Annotated in this window: 9 protein-coding genes; 3 read left to right on the plus strand and 6 right to left on the minus strand. The window is 42.1% G+C overall.

The window, feature by feature from the left end; genetic code table 11:
• Window positions 1-133: 133 nt before the first annotated feature.
• Together PUND_RS14655 and mdoH are read left to right on the plus strand one after the other, a co-directional pair.
• Window positions 134-1,756 (plus strand): glucan biosynthesis protein G, encoded by a 1,623-nt coding sequence (locus tag PUND_RS14655; protein WP_010392258.1) that lies wholly within the window; start codon window positions 134-136, stop codon window positions 1,754-1,756.
• The gene (gene mdoH / locus PUND_RS14660; protein ID WP_010392257.1) at window positions 1,728-3,692 is read left to right on the plus strand and encodes a glucans biosynthesis glucosyltransferase MdoH; all 1,965 of its coding nucleotides are present in this window, start codon (window positions 1,728-1,730) and stop codon (window positions 3,690-3,692) included. The genes PUND_RS14655 and mdoH overlap by 29 nt, the downstream gene beginning before the upstream one ends.
• Window positions 3,693-3,882: 190 nt before the next feature.
• Here the strand turns inward: mdoH and fusA are convergent, their stop codons facing one another.
• The 6 genes from fusA to PUND_RS14690 form a co-directional block, all read right to left on the minus strand.
• Window positions 3,883-5,967: an elongation factor G gene (fusA, locus tag PUND_RS14665; RefSeq protein ID WP_010392256.1), complete on the minus strand. Its 2,085-nt coding sequence runs from the start codon at window positions 5,965-5,967 to the stop codon at window positions 3,883-3,885.
• Window positions 5,968-6,224: 257 nt separating this feature from the next.
• On the minus strand, window positions 6,225-6,884 hold the full coding sequence (locus tag PUND_RS14670; RefSeq protein ID WP_010392255.1) for a CoA transferase subunit B: 660 nt from the start codon (window positions 6,882-6,884) through the stop codon (window positions 6,225-6,227).
• Window positions 6,885-6,897: 13 nt separating this feature from the next.
• Complete coding sequence (locus PUND_RS14675; protein ID WP_010392253.1) at window positions 6,898-7,605, minus strand: CoA transferase subunit A; 708 nt, start codon at window positions 7,603-7,605, stop codon at window positions 6,898-6,900.
• 9 nt (window positions 7,606-7,614) lie between these two features.
• The gene (locus PUND_RS14680; RefSeq protein ID WP_010392252.1) at window positions 7,615-8,376 is read right to left on the minus strand and encodes a 3-hydroxybutyrate dehydrogenase; all 762 of its coding nucleotides are present in this window, start codon (window positions 8,374-8,376) and stop codon (window positions 7,615-7,617) included.
• A 4-nt stretch (window positions 8,377-8,380) separates the two neighbouring features.
• Window positions 8,381-9,562 (minus strand): E22 family MetX-like putative esterase, encoded by a 1,182-nt coding sequence (locus tag PUND_RS14685; protein ID WP_010392251.1) that lies wholly within the window; start codon window positions 9,560-9,562, stop codon window positions 8,381-8,383.
• A 9-nt stretch (window positions 9,563-9,571) separates the two neighbouring features.
• The gene (locus PUND_RS14690; RefSeq protein WP_010392249.1) at window positions 9,572-10,873 is read right to left on the minus strand and encodes a GntP family permease; all 1,302 of its coding nucleotides are present in this window, start codon (window positions 10,871-10,873) and stop codon (window positions 9,572-9,574) included.
• Between the two features lie 257 nt (window positions 10,874-11,130).
• Between PUND_RS14690 and PUND_RS14695 the strand changes: the two genes are divergently transcribed.
• Window positions 11,131-13,419, plus strand: a complete 2,289-nt coding sequence (locus PUND_RS14695; protein WP_010392248.1) for a TonB-dependent receptor — start codon at window positions 11,131-11,133, stop codon at window positions 13,417-13,419.
• Window positions 13,420-13,439 lie beyond the last annotated feature (20 nt).

Genomic DNA, 13,439 nt, shown 5'->3' on the forward strand with positions numbered 1-13,439 from the left:
TTTCGAAAAGTCAAAATGCGTTATGGCGGCTTGATTGAAAGTGAAAAACAACTTGTCCTTCTAATCCATACCAAGAGCAACTGAGATAAACGTCAATCTTAGCAGTAAACATATTTTTTATAAAGGATTCAAAATGAAAGCGCGCATTCACCTTATATCTACTTATCAAAGGGTTTTTAAAAAGCCTTTGTTTGGGATGTTGATGGTTTTTTCACTGTGGGGAACTAACAGCGCCATTGCTGCAACTTCACTTGAAGCCGCAATACCGCAGAGCAGTTTATTTGATGTGCTAAGTGCGCGAGCTAAAAAGCTTGCTGAACAAGATTACATTGCACCAAAAGAAATACAGTTAGATGCGCTTAATAGTATTGATTATCAAGACTACCGCTCAATCCGCTTTAAGCAAGACCAATCGGTATGGAAAGATGAAGGGCTTTATGAGCTGCAATTATTTCACCCCGGTTTTTTATATAAAACGCCAGTAAAAATCAATATCGTTGATCAAAATGCAAAGCTTAGCCGCCTTCCATTTAGCACAGAGTTTTATCAATATGATGGAACAGCAGCACACCTAAAAGATGAAATAGCAAAAAGTATTGAAGGTACGCAGTTAGGGCATGCTGGTTTTAGATTACATTACCCATTAAATAACGATGACTATAAAGATGAGGTTATGGTATTTCAGGGCGCTTCTTATTTTCGCTTAGTTGGGCCTAACCAAGTTTATGGTTTATCTGCACGAGGACTGGCGATTGATACCGCACAAACATCTGGTGAAGAGTTTCCTTCATTCAAAGAATTTTGGTTAGTTAAACCAACACCCGAGCAAACTAATATTACTATTTTTGCTTTACTTGATAGTCCATCAGTAGCGGGAGCTTACAAGTTTGAGATAGACCCTAACACGCAGACAAGTGTTGGCGTCGACATGCAAATTTTTGCCCGTAAAGATGTTAAAAAGCTTGGTATAGCACCATTAACGAGTATGTTTTATCACGGTGAAAATAGTACCAAGTTTTTTGATGATTATCGCCCTGAGGTACACGACTCAGACGGTTTGCTCACGCAATCACAAGAAGGTAACTGGGTATGGCGTCCACTTAATAATCCATCCCAACTTAGCGTAACCTCTTTTTCATATGAAAATCCTAAAGGCTTTGGCCTTGCACAGCGTGACCGTGACTTTAATAACTACTTTGATATAGAAGCGCATTATCATGACCGCCCTAGCTTTTGGATAGAACCACAAGGTGAATGGGGGAATGGCCGTGTTGAGCTTGTTGAGATTCCAACAGATACTGAAACTAACGATAATATTGTAAGTTATTGGGTTCCTGAAAAACCGTTCAAAGCAGGAGAAGCATTAAAGTTTAGCTACAAAATATCGACCTTTAATGATTATCTAAGCCAAAATAATTTGGCTAAAGTGGCTAGAACACGCATTGGCAGTGCAGCATTGCCTGGTGAAGATAACCCACCTCCAAAGAGCCATCGTCAGTTTACTGTTGACTTTACTGGCCCTGATATCAATCAATTATCTGAAAAATTAGTACTTAGCGCAGACTTGCAACTTACCACAGGTGAAGCGCGTGATATTACAGTGCAAAAGCTACCAAAATCATTAGGCTGGCGAGTTGCCTTCAAAGTCGCCCCAAAAGACAGTAATCCTGTAGATATGCGTTTATCGCTAAAACTACGTAACAAAGCAGTGAGCGAGGCATGGAGCTATGTTTGGTATCCAAATGACATCAAGTAAACAAAGTACTGGCACACCAATGCCTTTTAAAACACTTCGCGTATGGTTATTTGCTATAGCTGCTATTGGCCTCTCAGGCTATGGCATTTCAATTATGTTTGAAATTTTAAACTCAAATGGCATGACCTTGCTTGAATATGCACTGCTTGCTTTGTTTTCTATTACCTTTGCTTGGATAGTCACCGCGTTTTGTAGTGGCTGCATTGGTTTTATACTGCAGCTATTTCGTATAGATCCGCTCACGCTTAGAAGAATAAAACCGGTCTCCATTAACAATGAAGTACTATCACAGCAAAAAACGGCTGTAGTTATGCCTATTTATAATGAAGATACCCATAGAGTTATTGCTGGCTTTGAAGTGAGCTTGCAATCGTTAAAAGCCACTGGGCAATTAAAACACTTTGATTTTTATTTACTGAGCGATACACAAGACGCAACTATTGCCAGTAATGAATTAAGCGCATGGCATGCTTTATGTGAACGTCTTGGCGATACAGCAAAACAAATATTTTACCGTCGTCGTGAAGATAATAAACATCGTAAAGTAGGTAACTTAACCGATTTTTGCGAACGTTGGGGTAGCCAATACGAGCATATGATTGTATTGGATGCTGATAGTGTGATGACGGGTCAATGCATGCTAGAACTCACTACTAGTATGCTGAATAACCCACAAGCGGGATTGATTCAAACTATTCCTATTCCTGTGCGCCAAGATACTTTTTTTGGACGCTTTTTACAGTTTGCTTCGATTCTTTATAGCCCAATGTTAGCTACTGGCTCTGCTTTTTGGCAAACCGATAAAGCCAATTACTGGGGGCATAATGCCATCATTCGTGTTAGTGCGTTTATTGATTGCTGTGGCTTGCCAACACTCAAAGGTAAAGCCCCCTTTGGTGGAGAAATTTTAAGCCATGATTTTGTGGAAGCTTCTCTATTACATAGCGCAAATTGGGACGTATTATTACTTGCCGATATTGAAGGCAGTTATGAAGAGGTTCCCAGTAATATCTTAGATTATGCTGTACGAGATAGACGTTGGGTTCAGGGTAATATTCAACACCTAGGTTTACTTTCATCAGCAAAGCTAAAGCTAATGAGCAAACTGCACTTTTTACTAGGTGCAACAGCGTATATTTCATCTCTTATTTGGTTGTCTATGCTGGCATTAAGTACCATAGATGCGGTAACACGTGCTTTAAATAGTGATGTCTACTTTAATCGTGCCTATCAGTTATTTCCGACTTGGCAAATAGCCAAAACAGATCTCATTGACTCATTACTTTACCTAACAATTATTATTTTGTTATTACCTAAACTTATGGGCGTCATTGTTACTTTAGTGCACCGTAAACAGCGCTTTGGTGGCGCATTAAAGCTCATTTTAGGATCTGTCATTGAAACCATTTTTGCTATTATTGTGGCACCATTGATGATGGTATTTCATGCGTACTTTGTAGTCTGTGTATTTTTAGGCAAAAAAGTAAAATGGGATGCTCAACCGCGTGAAGGTAGAATGGTGCCATGGAAAGAAGCGTTTGGTTATACATTGTTTTCTTCGCTTGTTGCCATTGTATGGGGTAGCGTTGCTTATTACTTTACACCGGTCTTTTTTTGGTGGTTATCTCTTATTTTATTAGGGCTCATCCTCGCTGCTCCTATTGTGCGTTACTCAAGTAGTATCAAGCTAGGCATTAAGCTAAGGCAGTGGGGCATTTTCCTCTGCCCGAGTGAAGTAGATGACGATGCAACATTAGCGGCTCTTAAAGTACACCTCAAAGAGATAGCCGTTCCACCTGTAGGGCGTTATTCAACAGCAGCACCGCTGTTACCATTAGAGCATAAAGTGACAATGCCTATTCAGAACTTTAGTAGTGAATCACATCGAAAGAAGTTTAAAGCACTCATCACAAAAACTGCTAATAAGCTAAGTTAATGCCACTACAAATAAAAAAGGAGCAACCTTGTGTTGCTCCTTTTTTTTAGCTGCGTTTACACTTATTTTTTTAAGCCATGTTCATTTAATACGACGGGCTTCATTATCTTTAAATCAATCATGCTTTATAAAAGTTAAACAATAAAAAACCCGCAGCAAGTGCGGGTTTTTTAAAGAGTTAGAGTGCTAATTACTTAGCAGCATTTTTCTCTTTTTCTGCAGCGATTACTGTGTCAGCTACGTTTTGTGGACATGCAGCGTAGTGTGAGAACTCCATAGAGAACTGACCACGACCAGATGTCATTGTACGTAGTGAACCGATGTAACCGAACATTTCTGATAACGGTACGTCAGCTTTAATACGAACGCCAGTTAAACCAGCTTCTTGATTGCTTAGCATACCACGACGACGGTTAAGGTCACCAATTACATCACCTACGTGATCTTCTGGTGTGAACACGTCAACTTTCATGATTGGCTCAAGAAGTTGTGCACCCGCTTTAGGGATAGACTGACGGAAAGCGCCTTTAGCAGCGATTTCGAAAGCAATTGCAGATGAATCCACGGCGTGGAAGCCACCGTCGAAAAGCTCAACTTCAACGTCAAGTACTGGGAAGCCAGCTAGAACACCTTCACCCATCATTGACTTAAAGCCTTTCTCAACTGCAGGCCAGAATTCTTTAGGTACGTTACCACCAACAACTGATGAAGTGAACGCGAAACCTGAACCCACTTCGCCTGGCTTGATGCGGTAATCGATTTTACCAAATTGACCAGAACCACCAGATTGTTTCTTATGCGTGTAGCTATCTTCGATTTCACGAGTGATAGTTTCACGGTAAGCAACCTGTGGTTGACCAACGATAAGGTCTACACCGTAAGTACGCTTAAGGATATCTACTTTGATATCTAAGTGAAGCTCACCCATACCTTTAAGGATAGTTTCGCCTGAATCTTCATCAGTCTCAACTTGGAAAGATGGATCTTCTGCAACCATTTTACCGATAGCAACACCCATTTTCTCATTACCGCCTTTATCTTTAGGCTGTACAGCAATCGAGATTACTGGAGTTGGGAATACCATTGGCTCAAGTGTTACTGGGTGCTTAGGATCACATAGAGTGTGACCAGTTTGCACGTTTTTCATACCAACGATAGCGATGATATCGCCCGCTTGTGCTGTAGTAAGCTCTTTACGCTCATCTGCTTGCATCTCAACCATACGGCCAACACGCTCAGTTTTACCTGTAAATGCATTAAGGATAGTGTCACCCTTGTTAAGCACACCAGAGTAGATACGTACGAATGTTAACGCACCAAAACGGTCATCCATGATTTTGAATGCAAGCGCTTTGAAAGGTTCGTCTGCAGATACAATTGCATGCTCGCCGTTTTCGTTACCTTCTTCATCCATAAGAGGTTGAGGATCAACTTCTGTAGGTGCAGGTAAGTAATCTACTACTGCGTCAAGAACAAGTTGCATACCTTTGTTTTTGAATGCAGAACCACAGAACGTAGGGAAGAATGCAAGGTCACGAGTACCTTTACGGATACAACGCTTGATATCTTCAACTGAAGGTACTTCACCTTCCATGTATGCTTCCATTAGGTCATCGTCTTGCTCTACAGCAGTCTCGATAAGCATTTCATGGTATTCGTCAACTTTGTCTACCATGTCTGCAGGAACGTCAGTGATTTCGTAGTTTTCAGGAAGACCAGTGTCATCCCAAACGTATGCTTGCTTGTTTAAAACGTCAACAACACCTACGAATTCATCTTCAATACCAATTGGTAAAGTCATGATAAGTGGAGTAGCACCAAGTACTTTTTGTACTTGCGCTGTTACACGGTAAAAATCAGCACCCATACGGTCTAATTTGTTTACGAAGATGATACGTGCAACACCTGATTCGTTCGCATAGCGCCAGTTAGTTTCTGATTGTGGCTCAACACCACCAGAACCACAGAATACACCCACACCGCCATCTAATACTTTAAGTGAACGGTAAACTTCAACTGTGAAGTCAACGTGTCCAGGAGTATCGATAACGTTAAAACGGTGATCTTTCCAGAAACAGCTTACTGCCGCAGACTGGATAGTAATACCGCGCTCAGCTTCTTGATCCATGAAATCGGTAGTCGATTCACCATCATGAACCTCACCTGTTTTGTGGATAGTACCTGTAAGCTTTAGGATACGCTCAGTAGTTGTGGTTTTACCCGCATCAACGTGCGCGAAAATACCAATGTTTCTGTACTTCGATAAATCTGCCATTAATTTTACTCTTAATAAAGTCGATAAATTATTCGGCGGGAGTATAGCATTACTTAAAGCGAACATCACCATAGAAGTCGCTTAAAATGCAATCAATTTATAAAAAACTTGCTTTAAAGATATTTTGGGGTATGAGATGGGCTTGATAGGGGCCCGTTATAAACTGAATTTAAATGACTTAAGTGCTTAATAAGTGCAATGCAGTGATGGCATGAAGCATATAAAATTATTTTGCTCCATGCCCATCATTAGTAAAATTACTCAAAAGTCATGGTTTTGACTTTGTCGTTAATAACTAAATTACCCGCCGTTTTGGCTTTAATTTCATCAACACTTACTCCTGGCGCGCATTCTAACAAGTGAAAAGCGCCGTCTTTAATTTCTAATAAAGCGAGATCCGTAATTACTTTATTAATACAGGCAACACCGGTTAGTGGCAGGCTACATTCACTTAATAGTTTTGACTCACCATGTTTGTTTGCATGGGTCATGGTGCAAATAATATTTTTTGCCCCAGCCACTAAATCCATCGCTCCGCCCATACCTTTAACCAGCTTGTTAGGAATCATCCAACTAGCAATGTTGCCATTTTGGTCAACTTCAAAAGCCCCCAAAACAGTTAAATCAACATGCCCACCGCGGATCATGGCAAAGCTTTCTGCAGAATTAAAAATAGCGGCACCAGTTGCTGCGGTTACTGTTTCCTTCCCCGCGTTGATCATATCCGCATCCACTGAGCCAGCGTGTGGATATGGCCCCATTCCTAAAAGGCCATTTTCCGATTGCAACATCACCTCAATGCCTTCAGGCACATAATTCGCGACAAGTGTTGGTATACCAATGCCTAAATTGACGTAGTAGCCATCTTCGAGTTCCATCGCCACGCGTTTTGCTATTTGCTCTCGTGTTAATGCCATAACTATGTACTCCTTATTGCTCGGCCGGTTGCGTTGTGATTTTTTCAATCCGTTTTTCAAATTCACTTTTAATAACACGGTCAATATAAATACCGGGTGTATGAATTTGGCTTGGTTCAAGCTCGCCTGGCTCGACAATTTCTTCAACTTCGAGCACGGTTATTTTACCTGCGGTTGCGGCTATGGGGTTAAAATTCATCGCTGTATGGCGGTAAATGCAATTTCCATAGCGATCCGCTATCCACGCTTTCACAATAGCAAAATCACCGGTAATACTCGGCTCAAGTAAATAATCACGGTCGTTAATAGTGCGTGTTTCTTTGCCTTCGGCGACCGGAGTACCTACACCTGTTGCCGTATAAAAGGCAGGAATGCCCGCACCACCGGCACGCATTTTTTCGGCTAGCGTCCCTTGTGGCGTTAGTTCAACATCTAACTCACCACTCAACAACTGCTGCTCAAATAACGCATTTTCACCAACATACGAGGCAATCATTTTACTAATTTGCTTGCCTTCGAGTAGCAACCCTAAACCAAAACCATCAACACCACAGTTATTCGACACTAAGGTTAAGTCTCGGGTGCCTTGGCGCTTAATCTGTGCAATTAATCCCTCTGGAATACCACATAAACCAAAACCACCAGCGATAACTGTCATACCATCTTCAAGACCCGCCATCGCTTCGCTGTAACTTGTAACTACTTTATCAAAACCTGCCATTGGCTCCTCCTATTGTGCAGTCCAACCGCCATCAATGGCGATCGCTTGGGCGGTAATGTTACGAGCTGCATCGGCCATTAAAAAACTAACGGTATGTAGGATCTCGTCTAAGCCGATAAATGCTTTTTTCGGCATGGGCGCTAGCATAATCGTGTCGATCACTTGTTGCTCAGAAATACCATGTTCTTTTGCTTGTGCGGCAATTTGCTGTTCTACCAAAGGCGTTTTCACATAGGCAGGGCAAACAGTATTAATAGTAATATTGGCATCCCCTGTTTCGAGTGCCATAGTTTTAGTAAAGCCGATTAAGCCATGTTTTGCAGCGATATAAGCCGACTTATATTTAGAGGCGACCATCGCATGAATAGAACCAATATTTATGATTCGACCAAAGTTTTGCGCCCGCATACGTGGCAAAACTGCTTTACTCATCATTGCGGGGCCAACCAACATCACTTGCTGTAAAAGCAGCCACTTATCTGCAGGAAAGTCTTCAAGTTTTGCCACATGCTGTATTCCTGCATTATTAATTAATACATCGATAGGTTGCGTAAAGGTGTTAAAAAAGTCCTCAATCGCTTGGCTATCAGCAACGTTAAGTGCGTAACCATGAGCGTTACCACCCTGATTAACTATTTTTTGCGCTGCTTGTTGAGCCTGTTGCTCATTAAGATCGGTAACAATAATAGTATGCCCAGCAAGAGCTAACTGCTCAGCAATATAAAACCCTATTCCACTAGCTGCACCGGTGATTAAAACGTTTTGACTCATACTGCTATTCCTCTAAAAACTCACTGATAAGCTGCGCTTTAGGCAAGATTGAAAAAATGCCATCCAAATGTCCCCAACCGCCTTCAATTTCAGAAAGCTGAACGTCTTTCCCCAGCGACTTCATTGACTCATACACGGTTCGCATATTTTCAGGGCGTAGAAGTAGGTCATTGGTGGCAGGTAATAACAATGTTTTAGCGCTGACCTTTTTAAGTGCTGTACTTAAGTCTTGCTCCATACCGGCAGTAAACAGTTGTGATGCCCGTACCAAATACAATACGTGATTTGCATCTTGGGCTTTTGCTCTTGCCATGGCTCTTTGCGCCAGTGTTTGGCTTAATTTTGGCAAGATACGAATGTCTTTTAACGCGCCTTCATCAAGTACGTTAAAGTCAGGGAAGCTAGCGTTATAAATAATCGGGTGCATGGCATCTTGGGTAATATTAAGCATGGTGGCGGCAAGTCCATCTAATGGGCGTTCCTTGCCGTAGTAATTACCTTGCTGCCAGTTTTTATCTAACCGAATTGGCAATGCCCACTTTTCAAGGGCAGCGACTGTCCATGCATCCATTTTTGCAGCGCCAATCACATGAATTAACCGCTCTACTTTATCTGGGTAACGCGTTGCCCACTCAAGAGCTTGAAACGACCCCATTGATGCGCCCATCACGGCATGTAACTTAGTGATACCTAGACTTTCGAGTAAACGCTTTTGCACATTCACAAAGTCAGTAATCGTAACCACAGGAAAATCTAAACCATATGGTTTACCTGTTTTGGGATTAGTTGACGCTGGGCCTGTGGTGATTACATTTTCATCATGCCAGTTGGCATTGACTAAGGTGTCAGAGCTGATCACAAAATACTTGTTAGTATCTATGGCTTTTCCTGAGCCAATTAACGCATCCCAGTACCCTGCTGCGGCGTCGTCGGCTGAATATTTACCTGCAGCATGAGAGGTTCCAGAAAAATAATGAGTGATCAAAATCACATTATCTTTGGCTTCGTTAAGCTCACCATAACTTTCCCAGCCAATATCAACCTGTGGCAACGTTGTACCTGAAACCGTTGTGAAGTTTTCAGTGCTAAAATGTTGCTTTTCTACTAGTAATGGCTCTGCTTTATCAGCGCCAAACACGGTACTACTAAATAAAAACAGCAACCCTATTAATAATATTATTCTCATTGCAATTCCTTAAAAAGTGATGAATAAGCTTAGTGCAAGAGCCACCCCAACCAATGGGATAACCACGGTCAATGCAGCTAATGGCCAATAAGCGCGTTGATGTGTTTCTTTACAAATGGCCCTAATGGTTGTGACCACGTAGCCATTATGTGGCAGGCTATCTAATGCACCAGAACTAATAGCAACCACTCTGTGTAATTGCTCTGGATTAACTCCCATATCCAAATATCCAGGAGCCACAAGCGGTAGTGCAATCGCTTGCCCGCCGGATGCTGACCCCGTTAACCCAGCTATGACGCTCACTGCAACAGCAGCCCCCACCAGCTCATTACCTGGCATATGAGTCATAGCATCAACAGCAGCAATAAAAGCCGGTGATACTTTAGCCACAGCGCCAAACCCAACTACAGCTGCAGTGTTACCTATCGCCACTAAGGCACCAGTGGTACCCATATTGATTGCATTGGCCATGTTATGGAAATACTTATAATTAATGACCACAATACTTAAAACACCACCAAGCAGCGCCACAATCAGCGCAGTTTGCTGTAAAACATCATGTAATATAAATGATAGAAGTAGCACCACCAGCAAAGGAATAACGCCGGTGATTGGGTGCGGCCGCTTACGCTCTAAAATAACCGGATCGTCGTCTCTAGCAGCAAAGCGCTCACCTTTGGCAACCGCCTTTTTAATCATTTTATTTAGCCAAAAGTAACCTACTGTCGCCATAAAAATAGCCACCACTAAGCTTACTTCCCACGCGGCATAAGGTGAGGTACCTAAATGCTTTACGGGTATCCAATTTTGAATTTCAGGCGAGCCCGCAGAGGTCATAGTAAACGTCACTGAACCAAACGCTAACGTTGCAGGTATAAAGCGCCGTGGCAAATCAGCGTCTTTAAATAAACTGAGCGCCATCGGGTAAACCGAAAACGCCACTATGAATACGCTAACTCCGCCATAAGTCAGTACGGCACAAGCAATCACCACCGCGAGCACCGCATGCTTCATACCTAATTTGCCAACAATGTAACTGGCTACACTGTCTGCTGCGCCTGTATCTTCCATAAATTTACCGAACAACGAGCCCAGCAAAAACATAAAAAACCATGCGCTTAAAAATCCAGCAAAGCCATCCATATACGCGTTAATAAAATTACTATCGGCAGTCACCGGGAATATAGCCATCCCACTAGTTAGTGCAACCAACAATGCACATATTGGCGCGGCAATAAATAAATTGACCCCACGCAACGTTAAAATTATTAGCAGTATTAAACCGCCTAACAGCCCTATCATACTCAGCATAGACATTCCTATAATTATTGTTATTACCCAGATGAGGTGACATCGCAGTAACTGCTGTTAGTTTTATCGCTCAGCGAAAATAAAGACATAACACTAAGGTACTACATGCTTTAAACTTGGCTTAAAAGCAAGATAAGTCAAGGTGTTAAAAACATATAGCACTATGGTACTAATTCATTTTTTAACACTATCTTCTACATTAAGTGCAGGTGACATGAGCAAACAAATAATCAACTAATAACAACAGGAACACACCAATGATAAAGCTCAAACAAAATATCACACCCGTTACACTCGCTGTTTCACTGGCCTTATTAAGCACAACAAGTGTGGCAGCTGAACAAGCCTCTACAGTAAAAAAAGCAGAGTTAGAGCGAATAGAAGTAACCGCTCGCAAAACCGTTGAAAACTTACAAGAAGTTCCGGTTGCCGTAACCTCAATTGGCGCACAAGAATTAGCAGAAAATGGCATTAGTGTGATGACCGAGGTACAGCAGTTTTCGCCCAACACCACACTACAATCAAGCCGAGGCACTAACTCTACTATCACTGCGTTTATTCGCGGTGTAGGTCAGCAAGACCCTCTCTGGGGTTATGAACCTGGTGTAGGTATTTACATTGATGATGTATACATCGCCCGCCCGCAAGGTGCCGTGCTCGACTTACTTGATGTGCAGCAAATTGAAGTATTACGTGGCCCGCAAGGTACGCTATATGGCAAAAACACTATTGGTGGTGCAGTAAAGTATGTCACCAAAGAAATGAGCGGAGATGCAACGCTAAATATTCAAGGCACCGTAGGCAGCTACAGCCAAAAAGATTTAAAAGTTACTGGACAGCTCCCACTTATTGACGAAAAACTCTATGTTGGTTTTGGTTTTGCCACATTGAACCGTGATGGCTATGGTGAATTTTTAACGTCTGCGCTTGATAACCAAGATCGCGAAAACTACAACAAAGATGTTACCGCTGCACGGGTTACGCTAGAGTACACCCCAACCGATGACTTATTCTTTCGTTTAGCGTGGGATAAAACCGATGATGACTCTAACGCGAAAGGCGGATATCGCTTACTTCCAAGCATATTAACTAATGCGCCTGTGCCAGATAGCGTGTATGACTCTTATACTAGTTTACCAACATGGAACAAAGTAGAACTTGAAGGTATGAGCTTAACTGCTCGCTGGGATATGAGCGCAAACACCAGCATTAAATACGTTGCAGCAACAAGAGAAAGCTATTCACCAACCAATATCGACTTTGATAATACCTCTTTACCTATTTTTGATGTTCCAGCCATTTATGACGATGAACAAACCACGCATGAATTGCAGCTAAATCACAGTGGCGATGACTACAAATTAGTATCGGGCTTATATTACTATGATGGTGAATCTTGCGGCCAATTTGAGGCTGTACTAGGTGTGCTTGGTCAAAGTTTAGGGGCCCCTGGGCTTACTCGTGAAGTAAGCGGTTGTAGCAACTCCACCAGCAAAGCAGCTTATATACAAGGAAGCTATGACTTTGATGAAAAATGGTCAATGACTCTAGGCGCACGCTATACCAAAGACAGCAAAGAAGCGATTGTAAATAATGGTCTTATTTTTGACGTTGTTTATCCTGAATCAGGTTGGATCCCGGGTTATGTACGCCCTGAAGGCCAATTAGTGCCTACCGTACTCGATGACAGCGAAGATTGGTCACGCTTTACACCTCGTGCCGGTGTGGAATACCAATACAATAACGACATTATGTTTTTTGCTAGTTACTCGCAAGGCTTTAAATCAGGGACATTTAATCCACGAGCTACAACAGCAGAACCAGCAGCAAGGCCCGAAGTGGTTGACTCTATTGAGTTAGGTATGAAAAGCGAATGGAATGATAATTTACGCGCAAACTTAACCGTATTCACACTTGATCACAAGGATCGTCAGTATATTTCGGTATTACCTGGTGACAGCGCCGCAGATTTAAACCAGCGCTTAGGTAATATTGGCGAGTCTAAGTCTGATGGCGTTGAATTAGAACTTAGCTATGTTGCAAGCGATGCACTAACTTTCGACGCGTCAATCGGTTACATCGACAGTAGTTTTGAAAATGTAATTGATACCAACCCTGATACCGGTGAAACATTTGATAAATCAGACCGTTTTAGTGTTTCAAACACCCCAGATCTAACTTTCAACTTAGGTGCTACCTATCGTTTATACACAGAAATGGGCGACTTCGTTATAAATGGTAATTACTATCACCGTGGTGATTACGCACTGTTCGAAGAAGATAGCCTCTTAACACAAGACGCCTACGGATTATTAAATATTGGTGTTACTTGGTACAGCACAGATGGCCATTGGACTGCGGGTATTTATGGTAAAAACCTAACCGATGAAGAATACATGATTGGTGGTTATCAGTTCGTGGCTCCTGATCCGTCAGATCCAACTGATACCAGCAAATACACGCCGGGTCTTGGTGGCGATAATACCTTGATTGGTTACTACGGCGACCCTCGCGCAATATCACTCACTGTGGGCTATCGTTTTTAAAATTTAATTTAAGCGTTAGG

Source organism: Pseudoalteromonas undina (genome assembly GCF_000238275.3).
Lineage (GTDB): Bacteria > Pseudomonadota > Gammaproteobacteria > Enterobacterales > Alteromonadaceae > Pseudoalteromonas > Pseudoalteromonas undina.

Bases quoted from the DNA above. Each gene is read 5' to 3' on its own strand.
- PUND_RS14695 (WP_010392248.1), top strand. From the start codon at position 11,131: ATGATAAAGCTCAAACAAAATATCACACCCGTTACACTCGCTGTTTCA.
- PUND_RS14675 (WP_010392253.1), bottom strand. From the start codon at position 7,605: ATGGCAGGTTTTGATAAAGTAGTTACAAGTTACAGCGAAGCGATGGCG.
- PUND_RS14680 (WP_010392252.1), bottom strand. From the start codon at position 8,376: ATGAGTCAAAACGTTTTAATCACCGGTGCAGCTAGTGGAATAGGGTTT.
- PUND_RS14655 (WP_010392258.1), top strand. From the start codon at position 134: ATGAAAGCGCGCATTCACCTTATATCTACTTATCAAAGGGTTTTTAAA.
- PUND_RS14690 (WP_010392249.1), bottom strand. From the start codon at position 10,873: ATGCTGAGTATGATAGGGCTGTTAGGCGGTTTAATACTGCTAATAATT.
- mdoH (WP_010392257.1), top strand. From the start codon at position 1,728: ATGTTTGGTATCCAAATGACATCAAGTAAACAAAGTACTGGCACACCA.
- fusA (WP_010392256.1), bottom strand. From the start codon at position 5,967: ATGGCAGATTTATCGAAGTACAGAAACATTGGTATTTTCGCGCACGTT.
- PUND_RS14670 (WP_010392255.1), bottom strand. From the start codon at position 6,884: ATGGCATTAACACGAGAGCAAATAGCAAAACGCGTGGCGATGGAACTC.
- PUND_RS14685 (WP_010392251.1), bottom strand. From the start codon at position 9,562: ATGAGAATAATATTATTAATAGGGTTGCTGTTTTTATTTAGTAGTACC.